The organism is Massilia luteola (assembly GCF_034420155.1).
In the GTDB taxonomy this organism is placed as follows: Bacteria; Pseudomonadota; Gammaproteobacteria; order Burkholderiales; family Burkholderiaceae_D; genus Telluria; species Telluria luteola.
On record NZ_JAXOFN010000014.1, the window covers coordinates 1 to 24,934 of the forward strand.

The 24,934-nt window shown below is 65.1% G+C and carries 20 protein-coding genes; 7 read left to right on the forward strand and 13 right to left on the reverse strand.

Annotated features, from left to right (window positions below; all coding sequences use genetic code 11):
• Positions 1 to 66 precede the first annotated feature (66 nt).
• Positions 67 to 1,392, forward strand: coding sequence for an ISNCY family transposase (locus U9J41_RS15220; protein WP_322402055.1), 1,326 nt, complete (start codon positions 67 to 69; stop codon positions 1,390 to 1,392).
• An 83-nt stretch (positions 1,393 to 1,475) separates the two neighbouring features.
• On the opposite strand, the gene U9J41_RS15225 is transcribed toward U9J41_RS15220, so the two are convergent.
• Positions 1,476 to 2,642: an MFS transporter gene (locus tag U9J41_RS15225; RefSeq protein WP_322403040.1), complete on the reverse strand. Its 1,167-nt coding sequence runs from the start codon at positions 2,640 to 2,642 to the stop codon at positions 1,476 to 1,478.
• Positions 2,639 to 3,430, reverse strand: coding sequence for a DeoR/GlpR family DNA-binding transcription regulator (locus tag U9J41_RS15230; RefSeq protein WP_322403041.1), 792 nt, complete (start codon positions 3,428 to 3,430; stop codon positions 2,639 to 2,641). Before U9J41_RS15230 ends, U9J41_RS15225 begins: the two co-directional genes overlap by 4 nt.
• Before the next feature lie 74 nt (positions 3,431 to 3,504).
• Here U9J41_RS15230 and U9J41_RS15235 point away from each other — a divergent pair, with 74 nt between their 5' ends.
• Complete coding sequence (locus tag U9J41_RS15235) at positions 3,505 to 3,774, forward strand: hypothetical protein (RefSeq protein WP_322403042.1); 270 nt, start codon at positions 3,505 to 3,507, stop codon at positions 3,772 to 3,774.
• A gap of 149 nt (positions 3,775 to 3,923) precedes the next feature.
• Here U9J41_RS15235 and U9J41_RS15240 read toward each other — a convergent pair whose 3' ends face one another.
• Positions 3,924 to 5,270 carry a glutamine synthetase family protein gene (locus U9J41_RS15240; protein WP_322403043.1) on the reverse strand — a complete coding sequence of 449 codons (1,347 nt, stop codon included), beginning with the start codon at positions 5,268 to 5,270 and terminating at the stop codon, positions 3,924 to 3,926.
• Between the two features lie 157 nt (positions 5,271 to 5,427).
• Between U9J41_RS15240 and U9J41_RS15245 the strand changes: the two genes are divergently transcribed.
• Entirely contained in the window at positions 5,428 to 6,513 is a 1,086-nt protein-coding gene (locus tag U9J41_RS15245) for a sensor histidine kinase (protein ID WP_322403044.1), read from the forward strand.
• Positions 6,510 to 7,262, forward strand: coding sequence for a LytR/AlgR family response regulator transcription factor (locus U9J41_RS15250; protein ID WP_322403045.1), 753 nt, complete (start codon positions 6,510 to 6,512; stop codon positions 7,260 to 7,262). Before U9J41_RS15245 ends, U9J41_RS15250 begins: the two co-directional genes overlap by 4 nt.
• Positions 7,263 to 7,443: 181 nt before the next feature.
• Here the strand turns inward: U9J41_RS15250 and U9J41_RS15255 are convergent, their stop codons facing one another.
• Positions 7,444 to 8,928 (reverse strand): aldehyde dehydrogenase, encoded by a 1,485-nt coding sequence (locus U9J41_RS15255; protein ID WP_322403046.1) that lies wholly within the window; start codon positions 8,926 to 8,928, stop codon positions 7,444 to 7,446.
• 143 nt (positions 8,929 to 9,071) lie between these two features.
• Here U9J41_RS15255 and U9J41_RS15260 point away from each other — a divergent pair, with 143 nt between their 5' ends.
• Positions 9,072 to 10,529, forward strand: coding sequence for a high affinity choline transporter 1 (locus tag U9J41_RS15260; RefSeq protein ID WP_322403047.1), 1,458 nt, complete (start codon positions 9,072 to 9,074; stop codon positions 10,527 to 10,529).
• A gap of 183 nt (positions 10,530 to 10,712) precedes the next feature.
• Here U9J41_RS15260 and U9J41_RS15265 read toward each other — a convergent pair whose 3' ends face one another.
• From U9J41_RS15265 to U9J41_RS15275, 3 genes are all read right to left on the reverse strand, one after another.
• Positions 10,713 to 12,149 (reverse strand): aspartate aminotransferase family protein, encoded by a 1,437-nt coding sequence (locus U9J41_RS15265; RefSeq protein WP_322403170.1) that lies wholly within the window; start codon positions 12,147 to 12,149, stop codon positions 10,713 to 10,715.
• A 42-nt stretch (positions 12,150 to 12,191) separates the two neighbouring features.
• Positions 12,192 to 13,562 (reverse strand): glutamine synthetase family protein, encoded by a 1,371-nt coding sequence (locus tag U9J41_RS15270; protein ID WP_322403048.1) that lies wholly within the window; start codon positions 13,560 to 13,562, stop codon positions 12,192 to 12,194.
• A 126-nt stretch (positions 13,563 to 13,688) separates the two neighbouring features.
• Positions 13,689 to 14,459, reverse strand: a complete 771-nt coding sequence (locus tag U9J41_RS15275) for a gamma-glutamyl-gamma-aminobutyrate hydrolase family protein (RefSeq protein ID WP_322403049.1) — start codon at positions 14,457 to 14,459, stop codon at positions 13,689 to 13,691.
• A gap of 261 nt (positions 14,460 to 14,720) precedes the next feature.
• On the opposite strand from U9J41_RS15275, the gene U9J41_RS15280 reads away from it, so the two are divergent.
• Together U9J41_RS15280 and U9J41_RS15285 are read left to right on the forward strand one after the other, a co-directional pair.
• Positions 14,721 to 16,175, forward strand: coding sequence for an NAD-dependent succinate-semialdehyde dehydrogenase (locus U9J41_RS15280; protein WP_322403050.1), 1,455 nt, complete (start codon positions 14,721 to 14,723; stop codon positions 16,173 to 16,175).
• 265 nt (positions 16,176 to 16,440) lie between these two features.
• On the forward strand, positions 16,441 to 18,090 hold the full coding sequence (locus U9J41_RS15285) for a methyl-accepting chemotaxis protein (RefSeq protein ID WP_322403051.1): 1,650 nt from the start codon (positions 16,441 to 16,443) through the stop codon (positions 18,088 to 18,090).
• A 61-nt stretch (positions 18,091 to 18,151) separates the two neighbouring features.
• On the opposite strand, the gene U9J41_RS15290 is transcribed toward U9J41_RS15285, so the two are convergent.
• From U9J41_RS15290 to hemH, 6 genes are all read right to left on the reverse strand, one after another.
• On the reverse strand, positions 18,152 to 18,514 hold the full coding sequence (locus U9J41_RS15290) for a nucleotide pyrophosphohydrolase (protein WP_322403171.1): 363 nt from the start codon (positions 18,512 to 18,514) through the stop codon (positions 18,152 to 18,154).
• Positions 18,514 to 19,188, reverse strand: coding sequence for a carbonate dehydratase (can, locus tag U9J41_RS15295; protein ID WP_322403052.1), 675 nt, complete (start codon positions 19,186 to 19,188; stop codon positions 18,514 to 18,516). Before can ends, U9J41_RS15290 begins: the two co-directional genes overlap by 1 nt.
• 148 nt (positions 19,189 to 19,336) lie before the next feature.
• The gene (gene dnaJ / locus U9J41_RS15300; RefSeq protein ID WP_322403053.1) at positions 19,337 to 20,461 is read right to left on the reverse strand and encodes a molecular chaperone DnaJ; all 1,125 of its coding nucleotides are present in this window, start codon (positions 20,459 to 20,461) and stop codon (positions 19,337 to 19,339) included.
• A 282-nt stretch (positions 20,462 to 20,743) separates the two neighbouring features.
• Entirely contained in the window at positions 20,744 to 22,684 is a 1,941-nt protein-coding gene (gene dnaK / locus U9J41_RS15305) for a molecular chaperone DnaK (protein ID WP_322403054.1), read from the reverse strand.
• Between the two features lie 92 nt (positions 22,685 to 22,776).
• Entirely contained in the window at positions 22,777 to 23,325 is a 549-nt protein-coding gene (grpE, locus tag U9J41_RS15310) for a nucleotide exchange factor GrpE (RefSeq protein ID WP_322403055.1), read from the reverse strand.
• Between the two features lie 501 nt (positions 23,326 to 23,826).
• Positions 23,827 to 24,930 carry a ferrochelatase gene (hemH, locus tag U9J41_RS15315; RefSeq protein WP_322403056.1) on the reverse strand — a complete coding sequence of 368 codons (1,104 nt, stop codon included), beginning with the start codon at positions 24,928 to 24,930 and terminating at the stop codon, positions 23,827 to 23,829.
• Positions 24,931 to 24,934: the final 4 nt, after the last annotated feature.

Below are 24,934 nucleotides of genomic sequence, written 5' to 3' on the forward strand. Positions count from 1 at the left end.
TGTTAGGGCAAAGTTGTAATGTCCGCATTTAGCAAAGTTGAAATGTCCGCTTTTGCTAGATAGCTCATGCTGTCGATTCCGAACGGTTTGGAGTCGAGCGTGGGAAAAATCGGGAGCATTACGATGGAGGAGTTGGAACGCGCCGGGGTCATCGGCGCCAGTATCAAGGGCGAGATCACGGCGGTCATTGCGGCCAGGCGGCTGGGGATAACGACGCGTCAAATACGCCGTCTTCAAAAACGCTTTGAACAAGAAGGCCAGAGCGGGATGATATCCAGGCAGCGGGGCAAGCCGAGCAACAATCGGCTTGCGCCTGAGGTGGCGCAGAAGGCGCTGGGACTGCTACGTGATCACTATGCCGACTTTGGGCCGACGCTGGCTTGCGAGCAACTACGCGAGCGGCATGGCTTGAAACTGTCGAAGGAAACCCTGCGCAACTTGATGATCAAGGCCGGGCTATGGGTCACGAAATCTGCCCACAAGAGCCGTCTTTATCAGCCGCGAGAACGACGTCGGTGCATCGGAGAGTTGGTCCAGATAGACGGCAGTCGTCATCACTGGTTCGAGAAACGTGGCGACGCTTGCACCTTGCTAGTGTATATCGACGATGCGACGGGCAGGATTCAGCATCTGCACTTTGCCGAGACAGAAACGACGGCCAGCTATTTTGAGGCGACTCGACGATACATCGAGCAGCACGGCAGACCGCAAGCGTTCTATGCCGACCGTGCAGCGGTCTTTCGCTCACCATCAGCAACGAACCAGACGAAGACCCAGTTCCAGCGTGCGCTCGATGAACTTGGCATCGAGCTAATCTGTGCCAACTCTCCTCAAGCGAAGGGCCGCGTGGAGCGGGCTAACCGTACGTTGCAAGACCGTCTGGTTAAAACCTTGCGACTGGACGGCATCAACGACATCGAGACCGCAAACGCCTGGTGCGGTGATTTCATCCAGAACTACAACGCACGCTTTTCAGTCGAGCCGGGCAATCCGCTTGACCTGCATGTCGCCCTTAACTCAACTTACAACCTGGATCTGATCCTGGCCATTTGCGACAGCCGAAAACTCAGCGCCAAACTCACCTTGCATCACGGCGGCGTACCGTATCGGTTTGACGATAAGCCTGAGCTTCGCAAGCTGATCGGTCAGTCCATCAACATCCATACCTATGCTGATGGTCGAGTTGAAATGCGCGCTAACGGCAACGTGCTCGCCTATATCCGTATGGAGCAACCGCTGCGGGCGAAGGATGTCGACGTGGATAGCAAAACGCTGCACGCAACTCTCGACAAGAAGAAACGCAATCGCAACTACCGCGAAGATCGAGTTGCCGCCGCCGTCGTGCAGGGGGTGATGACGGCAAGGAAAACGTCCGCTCAGAAGCGCATTTGAAATGTCACATGACGGACATTTCAACTTTGCTCAAAGCGGACATTTTAACTTTGCCTTTACAGGGTGGGCACCCCGTGCCCACCCTACGGTTTGACGCGCCGTGAATTGGCCGCGATTACGATCCCCGATAAGGACAGGACGCCCAGCGCCACCGCGATATTCGTATGCGCCGCGATCGACCCGATCAACGGCGGCGCCATCAGCAATCCCGCGTAACCCAGCGTGGCGACGGTCGCCAGGCCCCCGCCGGCCGACATCCCCGGCATGCGCGCGGCCGCCGCGAAGATCAGCGGCACGACGTTGGCGGCCGACAGGCCGATCAGCGCGAAGCCCAGCGCCGACAGCACGAAATGCGTGCTGACCACGGCCAGCATCAGGCCCGCGAACATGCCGAGGCCACCGACCGTCATCACGCGCAGCGGCCCGAAACGCAGCACGAGCCGGTCGCCGGCGAAGCGGCACGCGGCCATCGCCACCGAGAATGCCGAGTAGCCGAACGCCGCCGACGCCGCATCGACCCGGGTCCGCTCCGTCAGCAGCAGCGCGCTCCAGTCGACGAGGGCGCCCTCCACCGCGAAGCACAGCAACCCGAGCAGGCCGAGGAACAACGCCGGCCCGCGCGGCAGGGCGAAGTGGCTCGCGTGCGGCGCCGGCGGCACCGCGAGCAGCCGCCTCGCGCACAATGCCACGACGATGGCGATGGCAACGCTCATCATCAGCGCGCCGCGGCCGTCGCCCAGACCGGCGCCGATCAACAGGCCGCCGAGCGCCGCCCCGATGAGGCCACCGAGGCTGTAGAAGCCGTGGAACGAGGACATCGTCGGGATGCCGCGCGCCGCCTCGACCTCGCTGGCGTTGGCGTTCATCGCCACGTCCAGCACGCCGTTGCTGGCGCCGAACGCAAACGCCGCGAGGAACAGCGGCACGAGGCCGCCCGCGTTCATCAACAGGCCGCTCGTGAGCGCGAACAGGAAAGCGCTGCCGATGACGACGGCGCGCGTGCCCCAGCGCCCGGCCATCCAGCCGGACAGCGGCATCGCGGAGATCGCGCCGCCGGCGATGGTGAGCAGCAGGAAGCCGAGCACGCCGGTGTCGATGCCGGCGCGCGCCTGCACGAGCGGCACGTGCGCGGCCCACACGCCGATGCCGGCGCCGTTGAGGAGAAAAATCGTCGACACCGACCAGCGCGCGGCATGCAGCCCGGCCGCGGGTGCGCGTTCCAGCGCGTGCGCGTCGTCGATGCGGCTCATGCGCGCCCCCGCGCAGGCACCGGGGCCGCCAGCACGACCTCGGGCGCGCGCTCGCCCTCGCGCAGGCGCGCCAGCACGTCGGGCGCCGCATCCGCTTCCAGCACGAGGCGGTCGATCTCGTAAAGCGGTGCGATCGGAAACGGCGCCGGCACCTCCAGGCGTTCGTTCAGCGCGGCGACGACGCGCCGGCTGCCCGCGGCCAGGATGGCCTGCTTGAGGATGGCTTCCTCGGCGTCGCTCGCGCCCAGGCCGCGCTCGGCCTCGACACTGCACACGCCCACCACGGCCAGGTCCACACGCAGGCGCTGGATCTCGGCCAGCGTCTGCGCGCCCAGCACGGCGCCGACGTGGGCCGAATAAACCCCGCCGAGCAGCACGACGCGCGTGCTGCGCAGGTGGCCGAGACCCAGCGCGATCTGCGGACTGTTGGTGACGATGGTGGCCGCCAGGCCGTCTTCCAGCTGGCGCGCGAACGCGAGGTTGGTCGTGCCGGCATCGACGAGCACCGTGTCGCCCGGCCGCACGCTCTCGGCCAGCGCGCGCGCCAGCATCTCCTTGCGCGCGGCATCGGCATCGACCCGCTGGCCAAAGCTCGGCACGGCCTGCGTGCGCCGCATCGCGCCGCCATGCACGCGCCGCAGCAGGCCGGCCGCGTCCAGGTCGCGCAAATCGCGCCGGATCGTGTCTTCCGATGTATTGAACCGCTGCGCCAGTTCGGCCGCCAGCACCTTGCCCTGCCGCTCGACCGTGTCGACGATGTGCTGCCGTCGTTCTTCCGCCAGTTGCATATAGCCTCCTTTGAGGCGCCCACTGTACACATGTGCGCACAAACGTGCAACAATCAATACGAACATGCACGATCATGCATGACGACAGTCTGGTATGGGTTGGCAATACATTCGTTGTGGCACCGGGCCCCGGCAGCCTGCACGTCGTAATCGACAACGAGGGCGAGGTGCCGCTGACCATGCGCGGACGCTTCTTCGACAAGTACGCCACGGCCGGCAAGGCCGACGGCACGGGCCTGGGCACGTATTCGATCCGCCTCATGGCCGCGGTCCCGGGCGGCGACGCCGCTATCGCGACGGGCGACGGCCACACGCGGCTGACCATCACGCTGCCGTGCGTGTGAGCCGTTCCGGCCCGCGGCGGATACGTAGGGTGGGCGGCCTCCGCCCACGCGCGCAACCGGCGCGTGCACGGTTACAACGCATCCATTCACGCGCCGGTTGAACGCGTGGGCACGGGGTGCCCACCCTACCTGAAGCCAACGTTACACGATCAAACGAGGAGCATCAAATGCTCCCGCTCCCACGAACTGATCACGCGCGAAAACGTCGCGAACTCCAGCTCCTTCACTTCGCAGAACGCCTGCACGAACAATGGCCCCAGCATGTGCGCCAGCGCCGGACAGCCGCGCAGCTGCTGGATCGCATCCTCGAGATTGCGCGGCAGGTCGCCGTGGATGTGCTCCGCGCTTTCCGGCGTCGGCGCGGACGGCTCCAGAGCCTCGACCATGCCGAGAAAACCGCAGGCCAGCGTGGCCGCCATCGCAAGATACGGGTTCACGTCCACGCCCGGCACGCGGTTTTCCACGCGCCGGCTGGACGGCGCGGAATTCGGGATGCGGATGCCGCACGTGCGGTTGTCGTAGCCCCAGTGCACGTTCATCGGGGCCGACTGGAAGCGCGACAGGCGGCGGTAGGAATTCACGTGCGGCGCGAACAGCAGCGTGGCCGGCGGCACGTATTTTTCCAGGCCGCCGATGAAGTGCCGGAACAGCACGCTTTCCGAGCCGTCCTCGTTGGAAAAGATGTTGCGGCCTTCGCCGTCGACGATGCTCTGGTGGACGTGCATGGCGCTGCCCGGCTCCGTCTCCATCGGCTTGGCCATGAACGTGGCAAAGATGCCGTGGCGCAGCGCCGTCTCGCGCACGGCGCGCTTGAACAGGAACACGCGGTCGGCCAGTTCGAGCGCGTCCCCATGCGTAAAATTGATTTCCATCTGGCCCGCGCCGGCCTCGTGGATCAGCGTCTCGACGCCCAGCTCGTGCTGCTTGCAGAACGCCGACAGCTCCAGGAAGAACGGATCGAAATCGTTGACGGCATCGATCGAATACGATTGCCGGCCCTGCTCCGTGAAGCCGCTGCGTCCCGTCGGCGGGATCAGGGGCTCGTGCGGATTCGTCGTGCGCGCGACGAGATAAAACTCCATTTCCGGCGCCACGACGGGCGTCCAGCCCCGCTCGGCGTACCGGGCGAGCACGTGGCGCAGCACGGAGCGCGGGGCCAGGCCGACCCGGGTGCCGTCGAAATTCATGCAATCGTGGATCACGAGCGCGACCCGTTCGGTGGCCCAGGGCACGACGCGGATCGTGGCCGGATCGGGCACGCAGACCATGTCGGGATCGATGGACCCGACGTACGGGGTGTTGTTCGGTTGTTCGCCGTGGACCGTGTTCAACAGCACACTCTTCGGCAACCGCATGTGTTCGCCAGCCAGGAACAGGTCTTTCGGAAGAATCTTGCCGCGGGCTATGCCCGTCATGTCGGCAATGACGCACTCGACTTCGTGGATGTTATGTTCGCGCAGAAAATCGCGCATCGGATCATGCGCTTCGGAATCCATCACACTCCTCGCTTCATTCGATGCGACCCAATATAGCATCGGCGATGTTTGTGCCGCGCGCGGGTCGGACGCGCCTTTTTCCTCAATTCGTTGCCCCGTTACCGCACTTCGCGTCATGGGCATTCCGCCGGAGGCCGTCCTGCGTCATACTTTCTGAATGGAACAGCTGACGATCCCGACGACGACGATGCCGACCAGCCGCATGTGGCGCAACTACGCCGGCGGCTGGATCGCGTACATGCTGCTGCTCTCGGTCGCGCTGCACCTGGACGACATCAACCGCAACAGCTTCAACTGGCGCGGCCTGGTCCCGATGCTGTGGGTCGTGCCGCAGGCGCTCATCCTGGCCCTGCACTGGCCGCTCGGCGGCTGGCTGGAGCGCCGGCACGCCTCGGCCACGACGATGTGCCTGGTCCACGCCGTGGGCGGCCCCGCGTACGGCCTGCTGTCGTACGCGCTCCCGGCCATGCTGTACGGTGCGACGCAGCCGCTGTCGTTCTACGTGTGGCCCGTGCTGTATTCGATCATGAGCTACGGTGTCATCGCCATCACGTTCCACATGGTGCGCGCCAATGCGATGCGGCGCCGCCAGGAGGTGGCCATGCAGCAGGCCCACGCGCTGCTCGTGGCATCGGAGCTGAACGCGCTGCGCAGCAAGCTCAATCCGCACTTCCTGTTCAACACGCTGCACTCCATCATCGCCCTCACCCGCAAGGACCCGAACGCCGCCGAGACGGCGCTGTTCCAGTTCTCCGACATGCTGCGCTACGTGCTGGACACGGAAAAGACCGGCAACGACCGCGTCACGCTGGACGACGAACTGCGCTTCGTGCGCGACTACCTGGAGCTCGAGAGCCTGCGCCTCGGCCCGCGCCTCAGGATCGACTGGGAGCTCGACGACAATGCCGGCGGCCACGTGCTGCCCGCGCTGTCGCTGCAGCCGCTCGTCGAGAACAGCATCAAGCACGCGTTCAATCCGCATAGCCGGCCGGGCCGCCTGCTGATCCGCACGCGCGTCGACGAACACGCGCACACACTCGTGCTGTCCGTCGGCGACGACGGTCCGGGCGCCGACATCGTCCGCGTGCGCGCATCGAACGGGCTGGGCCTGCGCACCGTCGAGCGCCGCCTGCAGCTCGAATACGGCACGATGGATGCCCTCGCGATCGACACGACGCCGGGTGCCGGCTTCGTCGTCACGATGGCGATCCCGCTCCCCGCCAACGACAAGGATTTTGCATGAATGCCAGGACCGTATTCATCGCCGAGGACGAACCGCTCGCGCGCGACGTCCTGCGCGACTTCATCTACGCCCACGCCGGCCTGCGCCTCGTGGGCGAAGCGGCCGACGGCGCCAGCGCGCTCGCACAGATCGACCGCATCCGTCCCGACATCGTCTTCATGGACATCCAGATGCCCGAGATGACGGGCCTGGAAGTGCTGCGCCGGCTGGAGGTCGTGCCGGACATCGTGTTCACGACCGCATACGACCAGTACGCGGTGACGGCGTTCGAACTGAACGCCGTCGACTACCTGCTGAAACCTTTTACGCGCGCCCGCTTCGACGCGGCCGTCGTGCGCCTGCTGGAAACGCCCGGCGTGGCCGTCCCGGCACGCGACGTCGTCGATGGTGCCCTCGCGCAGGCCGTGCAGCACGCGCCGGCGCGCCTCGAGCGCATCCTCGTGCGCGACCGCGGGCGCATCTTCCCGCTGTCCGTGAACGAGATCGCCTATATGATGGCGGACGCCAAGTACACGGCGATCGCCGCGCGCGGCCAGACCTTCCTCGTGCGCATCGGGATCACCCAGCTGGAAGCCCAGCTGGACCCGGGCCGCTTCATGCGCATCCACCGCTCGGCGCTCGTCAACCTCGACTTCGTCGATTCGATGCGGGCGGACGACCAGTCGCAGCTCGAGATCACGATGCGCGACGGGGCGGTGCTGACGGCGAGCCGGGAGGCGTCGAAGGTGCTGCGCGAGATGGCGATTTAATCAGCCGCGCAACTAAAACACCGTCGTTCCCGCGCAGGCGGGAATCCAATTTTACGTGCATGGCTGCGCAATGAACTTGGGCCCCCGCCTCCGCGGGGGTGACGGGCTTGCATGTGCAGGTCTTGCGTGTGCAGGTCTTGCGTGTACAGGTCTCACGTGTGCAGAGTGTCGCGTGCACCGGTCAAACCCGAATCCACGTCGTCTTGAGCTCCGTGTACTTGTCGAACGCGTGCAACGATTTATCGCGTCCATTCCCCGACTGTTTATAGCCCCCGAACGGCACCGTGATGTCGTCGTTGTCGTACTGGTTCACGTGCACGGTCCCGGCCCGCAGCTTGCGCGACGTGCGGATCGCACGGCTGATGTCGGACGTCCACACGGCCGCCGCGAGGCCGTACGGGGTCGCGTTCGCCTGGCGGACCGCCTCGTCGAGGTCCGTGAACGACAGCACCGACAGCACCGGCCCGAAGATTTCCTCGCGCGCGATGCGCATCGCGGGGTCCACGCCGTCGAACAGCGTCGGCTCGATGTACAGGCCGCCCGTCGCCGCGCGCGCCGCGCTGCCGCCCGCGAGCAGGCGCGCGCCGGCCGCCTTGCCGTCCTCGATATAGCCCAGCACCGTCTTCATCTGGACCGCGTCGACGATCGCGCCCATCACCGTCGCCTCGTCGAGCGGATCGCCCGGCGCGTACTGCGGCAGCAGCGCGAGGGCCTTGTCGAGGAACGCCGTGCGGATCGATTCCTCGACGAACAGGCGCGACGGCGCGTTGCAGCTTTCGCCCTGGTTGAAATAGATAGCCCCGATGGCGCCCGCGACGGCCGCGTCCAGGTCGGGACAGTCCGCACACACGATGTTGGCGGATTTGCCGCCCAGTTCCGTCCACGCGCGCTTGAGGTTCGACTGGCCCGCCATCTGCAGGATCTGCCTGCCCACGCGCGTGGAGCCCGTGAAACCGATGCAATCGACGTCCATGTGCAGCGCGAGCGCGCGGCCCGCCTCGTCGCCATAGCCGGGCAGCACGTTGAACACGCCTTCGGGCACGCCGGCCTCGAGCGCCAGCTCGGCCAGCCGCAGCGAGGTCAAGGGCGCCTTTTCCGACGGCTTCAGCACGACGCTGTTGCCGCTTGCCAGGGCCGGGCCGATCTTCCAGGCGGCCATCAGCATCGGATAATTCCACGGGATGATGGCGGCGACGACGCCGACCGGTTCGCGCGTGATCAGCGCGAGGCTGTCCTGCGGGCTCGGCGCGACCTGGTCGTAGAGCTTGTCGATCGCCTCGCCGTACCAGCGGATGCAGTTCTGGGCCAGGCTCACGTCCACGCTCTTGCTGTAGCGGATGGGCTTGCCCATGTCGAGGGTTTCCAGCAGGGCGAGTTCGTCCTCGTGGGCGAGCATCAGGTCGGCGAAGCGGACCAGGATACGTTTGCGCTCCGCGGGCGCCTTGCCGGCCCAGCGGCCGTCGTCGAACGCGGCGCGGGCGCCGGCGACCGCCGCATCGACGTCGGCCGCGTCGCAGCGGGCAACCTGGCCCAGCAGGCGGCCGTCGATGGGAGAAACGCAGTCGAAACGGGCGCCGGACACGGCGTCGACGCGCCTGCCCTGGATGACGGCGCGGCCGTCGATGCGCACCAATTTGGAACGTTCATGCCAGCTTTGCGTGGCCATAATGTCTCCTTCCGGATGCATTGATGTTGTCGAGCCGATACTAGCAAACAAAATCGATCCAAACGCCGATTTCTGCCGCTATAATCGCGAATTTTTCCCACCCGCATTTCTTATTTCCGCCGCCGCACGGAGCACACACTGCCATGAACCCCATCCTGATTTCATCCGTCGTGGTCTACCTGCTCGGCACACTCGGCCTGGGCGTCTGGGCCGGGACGCGGATCAAGGACACGTCCGACTTCGCCGTGGCCGGCCGCAGCCTGCCGCTGATCATGGTCGTGACGACGACGTTCGCCACCTGGTTCGGCGCCGAGACCGTGATGGGCATCCCGGCCAAGTTCGTGCAGGGCGGCCTGGGTGCGCTCGTGGAAGACCCGTTCGGCGCCGGCACCTGCCTGATCCTCGTCGGCCTGTTCTTCGCCGCCCGCCTGTACAAGCTGAACCTGCTCACCATTGGCGACTACTACCGCGCCCGCTACGGCAAGGGCATCGAAGTGTTCTGCTCGGCCGCCATCATCCTGTCCTACCTCGGCTGGGTCGCGGCGCAGATCACGGCGCTGGGCCTCGTGTTCTCGGTGCTGACGGGCGGCGCGATGTCGGAGACGGCCGGCATGATCGTCGGCACGCTCGCCGTGCTGATCTACGTCGTGATCGGCGGCTTCCTGGCCGTCGCCATCACCGACTTCATCCAGATGATCGTGTTGGTGATCGGCCTGTCCATCATCGCGATGTTCTCTGCGAAACTGGCCGGCGGCACGGGCGCCGTCCTCGACATGGCCCACAACGCCAACCTGTGGCACTTCCTGCCGCAAGCGAAGTTCACCGACATCGCCTTCTTCGTCGGCTCGGCCGTGACGATGATGCTCGGTTCGATTCCGCAGCAGGACGTGTACCAGCGCGTGATGTCGGCCAAGAACGCGCCCACCGCCCGCGCCGGCGCCGTGATCGGCGGCGCCAGCTACATCGTCTTCGCCTTCGTGCCGATGTTCGTCGTGGCATGCGCCGTGATCGTGATGGGCAATGATGCGATGGAAATGGCCAAGAGCGATTACCAGCGCGTGCTCCCCACGTTCGTGATGACGAGGATGCCGCTGGTCATGCAGATCCTGTTCTTCGGCGCGCTGCTGTCCGCGATCAAGAGCACGTCGTCGGCCACCTTGCTGGCGCCGTCGACGAGTTTTACCGAAAACATCCTCAAGAATCTGCGCCCCGGCATGAGCGACCGCCAGCAACTGCTCGCGATGCGCGTCACCATCGTCGTGTTCGCCTGCCTCGTGCTGGCGTACGCGATCGCGATGAAGGGCACGTCGATCTACGACCTCGTGTCGTCCGCCTACCAGGTGACGCTCGTCGGCGCGTTCGTGCCGCTCGTCATGGGCCTGTACTGGAAGCGCGCGACGACGCAGGGCGCGATCCTGTCGCTGGCGGCGGGCATCGCCACGTGGATCGTGTTCTTCCCGCAGCTCTCGTCGCTGGGCGAGGTCTTCCCGGGCCAGCTGGCGGGCCTGGTGGCGGCGTTCGGCGGCATGGTCGCGGGGTCGCTGGCGCCGCAGGTGCTCAAGAACCGGCATGAGCCGCACAAGACGGCGCTGAGCGTGTAAATGAAAAGGCCCCGATGCATGTTCGGGGCCTTCTGTTTTGCGGCTTCGGATAGGAAATTGGGTCCCTGCCTGCGCAGGGACGACGTGCTGGTGATAACGCAAGAATAGCGTTGGCACCGTTCCTGCGTTGGCCTCAAAACCGTCGTCCCCGCGAAGGCGGGGACCCAAGTTCAGCATCCAGATTCAGCCCATCCACCCGCGCCCAACCACATCCTTCAGCGTCAGGTCGAGACACACCCGGATCCGCTCCACCATCTCGTCGATCTGCGCGCAACTCATGACGAGCGGCGGCGCCACGATCATCCGGTCGCCGACCGCGCGCATGATGACGCCGTTGTCGAACATGTGCTGCCGGCACACCATCCCCGCCCCCAGCGCGCGTGCGAACGGTTCGCAGTCGTGCACGGTCGCGCCCTTGCGCCGCACGAGGTTCAGGCCGGCCGTCATGCCGATGCTTTCCGCGTGCCCGACGAGCGGGTGGTCCGCCAGGCGCGCGAACGCGGCCTTCAGGTGTGGGCCCGTCTCGCGCGCGACCTTGTCGACCAGTTTCTCGTCCTCAATGATGCGCAGGTTTTCCAGCGCCGCCGCGCAGGCGACCGGGTGGCCGGAATACGTGAAACCGTGGTTGAAGTCGCCGCCGCGCTCGATCAGCGCGCGCGCCACCCGCTCGCCGACCAGCACGCCGCCCAGCGGCACATAGCCCGACGTGACGCCCTTCGCGAACGGGATCAGGTCCGGCCGCATGCCCATGCGCTCGCTGCCGAACCACGTGCCGAGACGGCCGAAGCCGCAGATGACCTCGTCCGACACGAGCAGGATGCCGTACTTGTCGCAGATGCGCTGGATTTGCGGCCAGTAGGTCTGCGGCGGAATGATGACGCCGCCTGCGCCCTGCACGGGTTCGCCGATGAAGGCGGCGACGCGCTCCGGGCCCAGTTCCAGGATCTTTTGTTCGAGCCAGTCGGCCGCGAGCAGCCCGAATTCTGTTTCGGACAGGCCGCGCCCGTGCTCGGCGAAGTTCGGCTGTTCGATGTGATGGATGCCGGGAATCGGCAGCGCGCCCTGTGCGTGCATGCCGGCCATGCCGCCCAGCGACGCCCCGGCGATCGTGCTGCCGTGGTAGGCGTTGCGGCGGCTGATGACGACGTGCCGCTCCGGCTGGCCCATCAGCTGCCAGTAGCGCCAGACCATGCGCAGCGCCGTGTCGTTGGCTTCCGAGCCGGAGCTGGTGAAGAACACGTGCTCGAAGCCGGGCGGTGCCAGGGCCGCCAGCTTTTCCGCCAGCTTCACGGCCGGCACGTTCGTCGTGTTGAAGAAGGTGTTGTAGAACGGCAGAACGTCCATCTGGCGCGCCACGGCCTGCGTGATGGACGTGCGGCCATAGCCCACGTTCACGCACCACAGGCCGGACATGCCGTCGATGGTTTTATTGCCGTCCGAATCCCACAGGTAGATGCCCTCCCCGCGCACCATCACGCGCGCGCCGCGGGTGCTCAGGGCGCCGTGGTCGGTGAACGGGTGCAGGAAGTGGGCGCTGTCGAGCTGTTGCAATGCGCGGGTGTCCAGGCGCGTGTCAACCTCGTCCCGGGCCGGCGCGCACAGGCCTGCCTCGAATGCCATGGTGTCGATAGTCATGATGATCTCCTCGTCGTCGTCGCATGGTCACACGTGCAGTAACAGATGTTCCCGTTCCCACGGGCTGATGACTGTCATAAATTCCTGGTGCTCCAGTTCCTTGACCGCGGAATAGACGTCGATGAAGCGTTCACCGAGGATGTCGCGCAGGCGGTCGTCGCCGCGCAGCACGGTCAGCGCTTCGGACAGGCCCTGCGGCAGCTCGACCTTCATCTTGTAGGCGCTGCCCTCGACCATGGCCGTCGGTTCCAGGTGCTCCTGGATGCCGAGGTAGCCGCACGCGAGCGTGACGGCCAGCGCGAGATACGGATTGGCGTCGGCGCCGATCACGCGGTTTTCCACGCGCCGGTCCTGCGAGCCGGACACGGGCACGCGGAAGCCGACGGTGCGGTTGTCCACGCCCCATTGCAGGTTGATCGGGGCGGCCGTGTGGCGCACGATGCGGCGGTACGAGTTCACGTACGGCGCGACGATCGCCATCGCCGACGGCATGTATTTCTGCAGACCGGCGATGTAGTGGCGGAACAGGTCGGACGGCGAGCCGTCCTCGTTGCTGAAGATGTTGCGGCCGGTCTCTTCGTCGACGACGCTCTGGTGCACGTGCATCGCCGAGCCGGGCTCGCCAGCCATCGGCTTGGCCATGAAGGTGGCGTACATATCGTGTTTCAGCGCCGCTTCGCGCAGGGTGCGCTTGAAATAAAACACCTTGTCGGCCAGGCCCAGCGGTTCTCCGTGCTGGAAATTGATTTCCATCTGGCCGGCGCCGATCTCGTGGATCAGCGTGTCGACGTCGAGGCCCATCATGTCGCAGTAATCGTAGATGTCCTCGAACAGCGGATCGAACTCGTTGACGGCGTCGATGCTGTAGACCTGGCGGCTCGTCTCCGAGCGCCCGCTGCGGCCGATCGGCGCGGCCAGCGGCAGGTCGGGGTCGATGTTCTTGGCCGTGAGATAGAACTCCAGCTCGGGCGCGACGAGCGGCTTCCAGCCCTTTTGCGCATACAGTTTCAGCACGCGGCGCAGCACGCTGCGCGGGGCGAAGTCGACCAGCTTGCCGTCGGAAAAATAGCAGTCGTGGATCACCTGCGCGGTCGGGTCGACGGCCCACGGCACCATCGTGATCGTGCCGGGGTCGGCCTTCAGGATCATGTCGCGGTCGGTCGTCGAGATGGCGCGGTCGAAGGCATCGTCGTCGGACGGCGAATTGCCCGTCACGGTCATGCCCAGCACGATTTCCGGCAGGCGCATGCCGCGGTCTTCGGTGAATTTGACACGTGGAAGGATTTTTCCACGCGCGACGCCGGTCAGGTCGGGGACCAGGCATTCGATTTCGGTGACCCGTTTGCCGTTGAGCCACTCGTCCATGTCGTTGTACGAAAAATTGTCGCGGATAGCCATGATGTTTCCTCTGTCCATTGAATGAATGCAGCCACGCGCAGGCGCGCCGCCCGCGGGCCGCGTGGGAGTCGAGCAGGAATCAGGGAAGCTATGGGACGGGCGTGACCGCCCATGTCGCGTCGGGGGTCATGATGGTGTCCTGGACGTTGCCGGTCTGGTCGAGCGGTAGGCGCGGCACGCGTTGCCGAACGCGCCGAACATTTTCATGGAATGCGGATTGTGGGCGATGCGCCATTCCGGGTGCCATTGCACGGCCAAGGTGAAGCCGGGCGCGCCGCTCACCGAGAAGGCTTCCACGAGCCCATCCTCGGCCGTCGCCTCGACGACGAGGCCGCGCGCCAGTTCGTTCACGCCTTGTCCGTGCAGGGAATTCACGGGAATTTCGGGCAGGCCAATGATCTGATGCAGCATGCCACCTTGCACGAGCTGGATCTTGTGGGCGTCGCCATATTGCTCGTCCATGCCGAGTTCCGGATTCTCGCGGTGGTCGAAGTGCCCGGGGACCGCCTGCACGGCCTGGTGCAGGCTGCCGCCCAGCGCCACGTTCATTTCCTGGAAACCGCGGCAGATCGCGATGATCGGAATGCCGCGTTTCACGGCTGCGCGGATCAGCGGCAAGGTGGTCTGGTCGCGTGCCGGGTCTTGCGGCAGCGACGGGTCGAGCAGCTCCTGGGAATAATAGCTGGGGTGAACGTTCGAGGCCGAGCCCGTCAGCATGATCCCGTCGCACAGCGCGAGCATCGTCTCCAGGTCGAGCGCCTCCCCCAGCGACGGCAGGATCAGCGGCGCGCAGTCGGCGCCGATGACGACGGCGTCGACATACTTGTGCTGGGCCGCGTGGTAAGGGTGTTCACCGAAATCGCGGGTGCAAGCGGGGACGAAAACGATCGGGCGCATGGTCTCTACCTTGTCGTGAGCGCACAGGAACCATCATACGTACAAAGCGGTCCGAATGCGAGTGGCCGTTGTTTCAGATCAAGGAAACCGCATTCCAAGTCGATGCTTCCCTGGAATCTGCTAGTTGGGTGGGTTCGTTGCGTGTAACCCATAGCAAAAGCTTAACGTCAACTGAGGAACGATGCCAACACAAACGGACCGGAGGGTCCGGCGCGACGTGGTATCGTAGTTTGCACGTCCGAACGAGATGACGAGGTGCTTATGCTGAAGCTCAACGATCCCGCCCTCCTGCGCCAGCAGGCATATATCGACGGCACCTGGTGCGGCGCCGACGACGGCAAGACGATCAACGTCGTCAATCCCGCCACCGGCACAACGCTGGGCACCGTGCCGCACATGGGGGCCCGCGAAACCCGGCGCGCCATCGAGGCGGCGCAGGCCGCCTGGCCGGCCTGGCGCAAGAAGACGGCGCGCGAACGCGCCCTCATCCTGCGCAGGTGGAACGACCTGATGCTTGACAATGCCGACGACCTGGCCGCCATCATGACGGCGGAACAGGGCAAGCCGCTGGCCGAATCGAAGGGAGAAATTGCCTACGCGGCCTCGTTCTTCGAGTGGTTCGGCGAACAGGGCAAGCGCATCGAAGGCGACGTGCTGGAATCGCCCGCGCGCGACCGTCGCATCGTCGTCACGAAGGAACCGATCGGCGTGTGCGCCGCGATCACGCCGTGGAATTTCCCGGCCGCGATGATCGCCCGCAAGGTCGCGCCCGCGCTGGCGGCCGGCTGCCCGATCGTGCTCAAACCGGCCGGGCTGACGCCGTATTCCGCCCTCGCCCTGGCCCTCCTGGCGGAGCGCGCCGGCGTGCCGCCAGGCGTGTTTTCCATCGTGATCGGCGATTCGACCGCGATCGGCGCCGAGATGTGCGCGAACCCGATCGTGCGCAAGCTCAGTTTTACGGGCTCCACGCAAGTCGGCCGCGTACTGATGGAACAGTGCGCGCCGACGATCAAGAAACTGTCGCTGGAACTGGGCGGCAACGCATCGTTCATCGTGTTCGACGACGCCGACCTGGACGCGGCGGTCGAGGGCGCCATGGCGTCGAAATACCGCAACATGGGGCAGACCTGCGTGTGCGCGAACCGCATCTACGTGCAGGACGGCGTCTACGATGCGTTCGCCGCCAAACTGACGGCGGCCGTCGCGAAACTCAAGGTCGGCAACGGCATGGATGCGGGCGTGAACCAGGGCCCGCTGATCGAAGAAAAGGCTGTCGAGAAAGTCGAGCACCACATCGCGGACGCGCTGGGCAAGGGGGCGCGCCTGCTGTTGGGCGGCAAGCGCCATCCGCTGGGCCAAACGTTCTTCGAACCGACCGTCCTCGCCGACGTCACGCCGCAGATGCTCATGTCGGACGAGGAAACCTTCGGCCCCGTGGCCCCGCTGTTCCGCTTCAAGACCGAGGCCGACGTGATCGCCCTCGCGAATGCGACGGAATACGGCCTGGCATCGTATTTCTACGCGCGCGACATCGGCCGCGTGTGGCGCGTGGCCGAGCGGATCGAGTCGGGCATGGTGGGCGTGAACACGGGCCTGATCTCGAACGAAGTCGCGCCGTTCGGCGGCGTCAAGCAGTCCGGCCTGGGCCGCGAAGGGTCGAAGTACGGCATGGACGATTATCTCGTCATCAAGTACATCTGCCTGGGCGGGATGTGACGCCTGCGGCGGTATTTGGGCGACGATACTCGTTGTCAATTTTCCACATGACAACTTTTTGATTGCCATGTAGGACAAGTCCTACTAAAATTATTCCGCTCGGCAATATCTACTACGGCGCCCTATCCCCGCGCACACGTTGTCCCCCCTTGCCGCGCCCCCCTTGTATCGCCATGCCCTTCAGCTTCACACGCAGGCCACGTGCCGCCCACCTGTGAAGTGAGCATCCGCACGCCCTGAAACGACACTCAACACATTCGGAAAAATGAAGCTGAACAATCTCAAGATCGGCCAACGCCTCGCGCTGGGCTTCGGCATGATATTGGCCCTGCTGGTGCTGGTCACCGCTGCCGGGCTGAGCAACATGAACACCCTCAACGACACGGTCGACAATATCGTCAACGGCAACAACCTGAAGCTGCAGGCCGCCAACGACATGCTCGAAGCGCAGCGCCGCGTGACGATCGCGGTGCGCGACATCATCCTGACCGACGACGAAGCGGAAACCAGGCGCCTGTACGAGGAAATCGGCGCCGGCTGGCAGGCTTACGACCGCGCCGACGCCGTGCTGCAGAAGATGGTGAAGCGGCCGGCAGTGCGCGCCCTGCTGGGCAAGATCACCGAGGCGCGCACAACCGCCACGCCTCTGATCGCCGAGGCAGCCGAGCTGGGCAAGCAGAACAAGCAGGCGGAAGGCTTCGCGGTCCTGAAAGCCAAGGTGAAGCCGACCACCGCGGCCTGGCGCAACGCGATCGCCGAGATGATCCGCTCGCAAAGCGAGTTCAACGCGGCCGACCAGGCCGCCGGCGTAGCCCAGTACGAACAGGCGCGCCTGGTGCTGTATGCCGTGGCCGCCGCCGCGATCCTGCTGGCGGTCGTGATCGCCTGGCGCATCACGCGCTCGATCACCGGTCCGATGCGGGAAGCCGTGCGCATCGCCACGACCGTCGCCGCCGGCGACCTGACCAGCCGCATCGAGGTCGACTCGAAGGACGAAACGGGCGAACTGCTGGCCGCGCTGAAGGCGATGAACGAGTCGCTGCGCTCGATCGTCCACCAGGTCCGTGACGGCACCCGCACGCTGGCCACGGCTACCGACGAGATCGCGACGGGCAACCTCGACCTGTCGAGCCGCACCGAGCAGCAGGCCGGCGCGCTGGAAGAAACGGCGTCGTCGATGGAAGAGCTGACCTCGACCGTCAAGCAGAACGCGGAGAACGCGCGCCAGGCGAACCAGCTGGCGCAGTCGGCGTCCGACGTCGCGGTCCGGGGCGGCACCGTCGTCGCCGCCGTCGTCACGACCATGGGATCGATCAACGAATCCGCCGGCCGCATCGTGGACATCATCGGTGTCATCGACGGCATCGCGTTCCAGACCAATATCCTGGCCTTGAACGCCGCGGTGGAAGCGGCCCGGGCCGGCGAGCAGGGCCGCGGCTTTGCCGTCGTGGCGTCGGAAGTGCGCAACCTGGCCCAGCGCTCGGCCAGCGCGGCCAAGGAAATCAAGGCCCTGATCGATGATTCGGTCGGCAAGGTCAACGAAGGCAGCCGCCTCGTCCACCAAGCGGGCTCGACGATGGAAGACGTCGTGGACAGCGTGCGGCGCGTGACGGACATCATGGCCGAAATCACGGCGGCCAGCCAGGAGCAGGAGGCCGGCATCGAGCAGATCAACCAGGCGGTCAGCGAAATGGATGCCGTCACCCAGCAGAACGCCGCGCTGGTGGAAGAAGCCGCCGCGGCCGCGCAATCGTTGCAGGATCAGTCGGGCGAGCTCGAGCAGATGGTCAGCACATTCCGCCTGCCGGACGAGGCCGCCGCCGCACCGGCATTCAGCCCGCGGCGCCCCGCCGCGGCCGGTCGTCCGGCGACGCGTCCGGCGCTGGCTGCGGCGGGAAGCTGGGACATGTTTTGATGGCGCGGCATGTGAACGTTGAACGCGTGGACGGCAAGCCGTCCACCCTGTCCGCGATCGTTCACCGTTTGTATTCGTGATACTTGCGCGCGTCGCCGCGCACCAGATCGGCCGGGTACTTGGCGCGATTGAGCACCATCTTTTCCTGCACGGCGGCGAGCAGGTCGACGTCGAGCTTGTCGGCCAGGCGCACGAGGTAGACGAGCACGTCCGCCATCTCGTGGCGCACCTCGACGAGCTTGTCCGCGCCGAGCTCATCGGCGCGGCCGTCGCTCAGCCACTGGAAATGTTCCAGCAGCTCGGCCGCTTCGACCGTCAGCGCCGATGCCAGGTTCTTCGGCGTGTGGAACTGGTCCCAGTCGCGCTCCTCGACGAATTCACGCACGACGGCGCGCAGTCGGTCGAGTTCGCCGCCGGGCTGCATCACTTGTCGCCACCCACGAGGTAGCCCTGCAGGATCTTGTCCAGCTTGGGCTGGATCTCGTCGTAGCTACTGACGGTGATGCCCAGGTCGCGCAGCAGGCCGTCGTGCACGCCGTAGACCCAGCTGTGGATGGTCACGGGCTGGCCGCGTTCCCACGCGTCGCGCACGACGGTCGTCTGGGCCACGTTGATGACCTGTTCGGCGACGTTCAATTCCACGAGGCGGTTGGTGGCGGCGGTACCGGCCACGTTGCCGAGGTATTTGCCGTGCATGTCGCGCACGTCGCGCACGTGGCCGAGCCAGTTGTCGGCCAGGCCGACGCGCGTATTGTTCAACGCCGCGCCCACGCCCGAGCAGCCGTAGTGGCCGCACAGGATGATGTGCTTGACCTTGAGGACGTCGACCGCGAACTGCAGCACGGTCAGGCAGTTCAGGTCCGAATGCGAGACGACGTTGGCGATGTTGCGGTGGACGAACAGTTCGCCCGGCGCCATGCCGACGAGTTCATTGGCTGGCACGCGGCTGTCGGAGCAGCCGATCCACAGGTATTCCGGGGACTGCTGGGACGCGAGGTCCTTGAAGAAGTCGGGATCTTCCTTGATCATCGACGCGGCCCATTGGCGGTTGCGTTCGAAGAGGTCTGCGGCGGTGAGGCCGGTGGGTGTCTTTGCCATGGATTTTTTACCTTACTCGATATGCAGCCGCACCGTCGTTCCACCCCGGCGAGCGGCCGGGTGAGAAACGGCGATGCTTGTTTAATCGACCACACTTTGGTCAAAAAAAACCGCCGGGGCTCGCGCTCCCGGCGGTCCATTCGGTATCTTACTCGAAGAAGTCCTTCACCTTATCCATCCAGCCCTTGCTCTGTGGGCTGTGCTTCGCGCCGCCCTCGTTCGTCAGGCGGTCGAATTCGCGCAGCAAGTCCTTCTGCTTGTCGGTGAGCTTGACGGGCGTCTCGACCACGACGTGGCAGAACAGGTCGCCCGAATAGCCCGAGCGCACGCCCTTGATGCCCTTGCCCTTGAGGCGGAAGGTCTTGCCGGTCTGCGTGCCTTCGGGGATCGTGAACGATACCTTGCCGGCCAGGGTCGGCACCTCGATCTCGCCGCCCAATGCCGCCTTGCTGAACGAGATCGGCATTTCGCAATGCAGGTCGTCGCCTTCGCGCTGGAACACGGTGTGCGGCTTGATGTGGATCTCGACGTACAGGTCGCCCGGCGGCCCGCCGTTCGTGCCCGGCTCGCCGTTGCCGGTCGAGCGGATGCGCATGCCGCTGTCGATGCCGGCCGGGATCTTCACTTCCAGCGTCTTGTTGCGCTTGATGCGTCCGGCGCCGCCGCAGGATGCGCACGGTTCCGGGATGATCTTGCCGCTGCCATGGCATTTCGGGCAGGTTTGCTGGATCGAGAAGAAGCCCTGCTGCATGCGCACCTGGCCGTGGCCGTGGCAGGTCGAGCAAGTGACGGGTGACGTGCCCGGCTTGGCGCCGCTGCCGTGGCAGGTGTCGCACTTGTCCCAGCTCGGCACGCGGATCGTCGTGTCGAAACCGGCTGCGGCCTGTTCCAGCGAAATTTCGAGGTTGTAGCGCAGGTCGGCGCCGCGGTACACCTGCGGGCCCGCGCTGCGGCCACGCGCACCGCCGCCGAAGATGTCGCCGAAGATGTCGCCGAATGCATCGCCAAAGCCGCCGGCGCCGAAGCCGCCGCCCATGCCGCCGTTCGGATCGACGCCGGCGTGACCGTAGCGGTCATAAGCCTCGCGCTTTTCCGGATTGGTCAGCATCTCGTAGGCTTCCTTGACCTCCTTGAACTTCTCTTCCGCTTCCTTGTTATCGGGATTGCGGTCCGGATGGTACTTCATCGCAAGCTTGCGATAGGCCTTCTTGATCTCGTCTTCCGAAGCACTCTTCGCGACGCCGAGGATCTCGTAAAAATCACGCTTTGCCATTTGTCGGCACCTTGCTGTCTATCTACAAAAGAACTGTGGCGGACCGGGCGCTACCCGCGAACGCACAGCCAAAAGGATACGAGTATACAGTGAGCATCACGGGCCTGCTCGACTCGACCGTAAAAACAACGGCCGGATCGGACCCGCAGAGTCTGGATTACGCAAAAAAACCGAGCCGGGCACCGTGAGGTCGCTTCGGCTCGGCGGTCCGGCTAGGACGTCGACCGGATCGTTCAGACGCCGGTCGGACGCGTGGACGGCGGCGCCGTCCACCCTACCCTGTTACTTCGCGTCTTTGACTTCCTTGAAGTCGGCATCGACGACGTCGTCATCCTGCTTGGCCGACTCCGCGCCCGGCTGGCCATCGGCCGCCTGCGCACCGGCGGCGCCCTGCTGGGCCTGCATGTCGGCGTACATCTTCTCGCCCAGCTTCTGGGCGGCGGTCGACAGCGCGGCCACCTTGGCGTCGATCTCGGCCTTGTCGCCCGACTTGATCGAACCTTCCAGGTCGGCGATCGCGGCTTCGATCTTTTCCTTCTCGCCCGCTTCCAGCTTGTCGCCGTATTCGGTCAGGGACTTGCGGGTCGAGTGGACCAGCGCGTCGGCCTGGTTGCGCGACTCGGCCAGTTCCTTGACCTTCTTGTCCTCTTCCGCGTTCAGCTCGGCGTCCTTCACCATCTTCTGGATCTCTTCTTCCGACAGACCCGAGTTGGCCTTGATGGTGATCTTGTTCTCTTTACCGGTGGCCTTGTCCTTCGCGCCCACGTGCAGGATGCCGTTGGCGTCGATGTCGAAGGTCACTTCGATCTGCGGGGTGCCGCGCGGCGACGGCGGGATGCCTTCCAGGTTGAACTCGCCCAGGCCCTTGTTGCCGGCGGCGATCTCGCGCTCGCCCTGGTAGACCTTGATGGTCACGGCCGGCTGGTTGTCGTCGGCGGTCGAGAACACCTGCGAGAACTTGGTCGGGATCGTGGTGTTCTTCTGGATCATCTTGGTCATCACGCCGCCCAGGGTTTCGATACCCAGCGACAGCGGGGTCACGTCCAGCAGCAGCAGGTCCTTGCGGTCGCCGGCCAGCACGGAGCCCTGGATGGCGGCGCCGACAGCGACGGCCTCGTCCGGGTTCACGTCCTTGCGCGGGTCCTTGCCGAAGAACTCCTTGACTTTTTCCTGCACCTTCGGCATGCGGGTCATGCCGCCGACCAGGATGATGTCGTCGATGTCCGAGACCTTCACGCCGGCATCCTTGATCGCGATGCGGCACGGCTCGATGGTCTTGGCGATCAGTTCCTCGACGAGGGCTTCCAGCTTGGCGCGGGTGATCTTGAGGTTCAGGTGGACCGGTGCGCCGTTCGCCATGGCGATGTACGGCTCGTTGATCTCGGTCTGCTGCGACGACGACAGTTCGATCTTCGCGCGCTCGGCCGAGGCCTTGATGCGCTGCAGGGCGATCGGGTCCTTCGACAGGTCGAGGCCGTTGATCTTCTTGAATTCGTCGATGATGTAGTCGATGATGCGCTGGTCGAAGTCTTCGCCGCCCAGGAACGTGTCGCCGTTGGTCGACAGCACTTCGAACTGCTTCTCGCCGTCCACGTCGGCGATCTCGATGATCGACACGTCGAACGTGCCGCCGCCGAGGTCATACACGGCGATCTTGCGGTCGCCCTTGTCGGTCTTGTCCAGGCCGAAGGCCAGCGCGGCCGCGGTCGGCTCGTTGATGATGCGCTTGACGTCCAGGCCGGCGATGCGGCCGGCGTCCTTGGTCGCCTGGCGCTGCGAGTCGTTGAAGTAGGCCGGCACGGTGATCACGGCTTCCGTCACTTCTTCGCCGAGGTAGTCTTCGGCGGTCTTCTTCATCTTGCGCAGCACTTCGGCCGACACCTGCTGTGCCGCCAGTTTCTTGTCGCGCACGCCGATCCAGGCGTCGCCGTTGTCGGCCTTGACGATCTGGTACGGCATCAGGCCGATGTCCTTCTGGACTTCCTTCTCGTCGAATTTACGGCCGATCAGGCGCTTGACGGCGTACAGCGTGTTCTTCGGGTTGGTCACGGCCTGGCGTTTCGCCGGCGCGCCGACCAGGATCTCGCCATCGTCCTGATAAGCGATGATCGACGGCGTCGTACGAGCGCCTTCCGCGTTTTCGATGACCTTGGGCTGACCATTTTCCATGATCGCCACGCAGGAGTTGGTGGTGCCCAGGTCGATACCGATGATTCTGCCCATAATATTTTCCTTTTTAGTACTCAGTTTTCAGATGTGTCGAATATTGGGAAATACTGGTTGCTTTCAAGAGCTTGTTCAGCCCCATCGCAACATTATTTCGGTGCCGCGGCGGTCACGATGGCCGGACGCAGCAGGCGGTCGGCGATCATATAGCCCTTCTGCAGCACGGTGACCACGGTGTTCGCTTCCTGGTCGGCCGGTACCACGGCCACGGCCTGGTGCTTGTTCGGGTCGAGCTTGTCGCCCGCCTGCGGCATCACTTCGATCAGGCGGTTCTTCTCGAACGCGGCGGTGAGCTGCTTGAGGGTCATCTCGACGCCTTCCTTGATCGATTCGACCGTCGGCGCTTCGACTTTCAAGGCCATCTCGAGGCTGTCGCGCACGGGCACCATGGCCTCGGCGAAACTTTCGATGGCGAATTTATGGGCCTTGCTCACATCTTCCTGGGCACGGCGGCGGATATTGTCCGCCTCGGCCTTGGCACGCATGAAGGCATCGTGCATCTCGGCCAGCTTGGCTTCGGTGGCGCTCAGCTGTTCTTCGAGGCCGGGCTCCGTTGCCGGCGCACCCTGGGCCGCGGCGGCTGCTGCGGCGTCGGCTTCCGGCTGATTGCCCACCTCTTGGTTTTCTTGGTCTTGCATCGAAAAAACTCCTGAAATCAAGGACTTGGCTGATTGATTGGACGGTTATACCGCATACACAGGCCCCCATATTGGGCAATCGCCTACATTTTCAAGGGGACACCGAACTAATATGGATGAGAAGGTGTAGTCTTTTGTTACAAGATTTACTTGCTCGTAGTCACCATCGACAGCCGGCCGTTCTACTATCGTTTCGTTAAGACATCCGTCCAAAAAACGACCCGATGGGAACGATCATGAAACTGCATCTGATAAGCGGCGCCGTGCTCATCTACACCCTGCTCGCGCTGGCTGCGATCTGCCTGGCGGAACTCGGGTCGGCGTCACAAAACGTGGCATTTTAACATCCCGTCGTTGGTTGCCGTAGGGCGGGCGGTCCTCCGCCCACCCGATGATACGTAACGGCTTCGTGTTCGTGCACGAACCGGCTGACGCTAACGATCACCGCGTGGGCACGTGGTGCCCGCCCTACGCACTACGCGGTCGTTGACGCTCGAACCTTCACGCGCCCATTTTCACGGCATGCCCGCGCGCGATCTCCGCATCGCGGCGCTGCGCCTCGCGTTGCGCGGGCGTGAGCATCGTCGGCCAGCCGATCAGGTGCTGTTCGGCGATCTCGGCCATGCCGACGATCCAGGCCGCATTGTCGTTCAGGCACGGGATGTAGTGATAATCCTGGCCGCCGTTCGACTCGAAGTCGTGGCGCACTTCCATGTTGATCTCTTCCAGCGTCTCCAGGCAGTCGCTGGTGAAACCGGGGCACATGACGTCGATCCGCTTGACGCCGTCACGCGCGAGCTGCTGCACGGTCGGCGCCGTGTACGGCTGCAGCCATTCGGCGCGGCCGAAGCGCGACTGGAACGTGACCAGGTATTGGTCGGGCGTGAGGCGCAGGCGCGCCGCCAGCAGGCGCGCCGTCCGGTGGCATTCGCAGTGGTACGGGTCGCCCAGCAGCAAGGTGCGCTTGGGCACGCCGTGGAAACTCATCACCAGTTTCTCGCCTCGGCCGTGCGCGTCCCAGTACGACTCCACGGATTCCGCCAGCGCCTCGATATAGCCTTCGTGGTCGTGGTAATGCTTCACGAGGCGCAGCTCGGGGATGTTGCGCACCTTTTTGTAGTGATCGAAGACGGCGTCCCAGATCGATGCGGTGGTCGTGCCCGAATACTGCGGATACGCGGGCAGCACGACGATGCGTTCGGCGCCGCGCGCCTTGAGCTCGTCCAGCACGTCCGGCAGCGCGGGCGCGCCGTAGCGCATCGCCATCGCCACCTCGACGTCGTGGTGGCCGCGCTGCTCCAGGAGCCGCCGCAGCGCCGCCGCCTGCCGCTCCGTGTACACCTTCAGGGGCGAGCCGTCGCGGCGCCAGATGGTCGCGTATTTTTTCGCCGACCGCCCGGAGCGGAACGGCAGGATCGCCAGGTGCAGGATGACGTTCCACACGGCGCGCGGGATCTCCACGACGCGCGGGTCGGACAGGAACTGCTTCAGGTAGCGCCGCACCGCCGGCCGCGTCGGCGCCTCGGGCGTGCCGAGGTTGACGAGGACGATGGCGCTCGTCGCGATGGTGCCGTGCTGGTGCGGAGGTTCTTTGTTGAAGGGCATGGAC

Bases quoted from the DNA above. Each gene is read 5' to 3' on its own strand.
- U9J41_RS15220 (WP_322402055.1), top strand. From the start codon at position 67: ATGCTGTCGATTCCGAACGGTTTGGAGTCGAGCGTGGGAAAAATCGGG.
- U9J41_RS15225 (WP_322403040.1), bottom strand. From the start codon at position 2,642: ATGAGCCGCATCGACGACGCGCACGCGCTGGAACGCGCACCCGCGGCC.
- U9J41_RS15230 (WP_322403041.1), bottom strand. From the start codon at position 3,430: ATGCAACTGGCGGAAGAACGACGGCAGCACATCGTCGACACGGTCGAG.
- U9J41_RS15235 (WP_322403042.1), top strand. From the start codon at position 3,505: ATGCATGACGACAGTCTGGTATGGGTTGGCAATACATTCGTTGTGGCA.
- U9J41_RS15240 (WP_322403043.1), bottom strand. From the start codon at position 5,270: ATGGATTCCGAAGCGCATGATCCGATGCGCGATTTTCTGCGCGAACAT.
- U9J41_RS15245 (WP_322403044.1), top strand. From the start codon at position 5,428: ATGGAACAGCTGACGATCCCGACGACGACGATGCCGACCAGCCGCATG.
- U9J41_RS15250 (WP_322403045.1), top strand. From the start codon at position 6,510: ATGAATGCCAGGACCGTATTCATCGCCGAGGACGAACCGCTCGCGCGC.
- U9J41_RS15255 (WP_322403046.1), bottom strand. From the start codon at position 8,928: ATGGCCACGCAAAGCTGGCATGAACGTTCCAAATTGGTGCGCATCGAC.
- U9J41_RS15260 (WP_322403047.1), top strand. From the start codon at position 9,072: ATGAACCCCATCCTGATTTCATCCGTCGTGGTCTACCTGCTCGGCACA.
- U9J41_RS15265 (WP_322403170.1), bottom strand. From the start codon at position 12,149: ATGGCATTCGAGGCAGGCCTGTGCGCGCCGGCCCGGGACGAGGTTGAC.
- U9J41_RS15270 (WP_322403048.1), bottom strand. From the start codon at position 13,562: ATGGCTATCCGCGACAATTTTTCGTACAACGACATGGACGAGTGGCTC.
- U9J41_RS15275 (WP_322403049.1), bottom strand. From the start codon at position 14,459: ATGCGCCCGATCGTTTTCGTCCCCGCTTGCACCCGCGATTTCGGTGAA.
- U9J41_RS15280 (WP_322403050.1), top strand. From the start codon at position 14,721: ATGCTGAAGCTCAACGATCCCGCCCTCCTGCGCCAGCAGGCATATATC.
- U9J41_RS15285 (WP_322403051.1), top strand. From the start codon at position 16,441: ATGAAGCTGAACAATCTCAAGATCGGCCAACGCCTCGCGCTGGGCTTC.
- U9J41_RS15290 (WP_322403171.1), bottom strand. From the start codon at position 18,514: ATGCAGCCCGGCGGCGAACTCGACCGACTGCGCGCCGTCGTGCGTGAA.
- can (WP_322403052.1), bottom strand. From the start codon at position 19,188: ATGGCAAAGACACCCACCGGCCTCACCGCCGCAGACCTCTTCGAACGC.
- dnaJ (WP_322403053.1), bottom strand. From the start codon at position 20,461: ATGGCAAAGCGTGATTTTTACGAGATCCTCGGCGTCGCGAAGAGTGCT.
- dnaK (WP_322403054.1), bottom strand. From the start codon at position 22,684: ATGGGCAGAATCATCGGTATCGACCTGGGCACCACCAACTCCTGCGTG.
- grpE (WP_322403055.1), bottom strand. From the start codon at position 23,325: ATGCAAGACCAAGAAAACCAAGAGGTGGGCAATCAGCCGGAAGCCGAC.
- hemH (WP_322403056.1), bottom strand. From the start codon at position 24,930: ATGCCCTTCAACAAAGAACCTCCGCACCAGCACGGCACCATCGCGACG.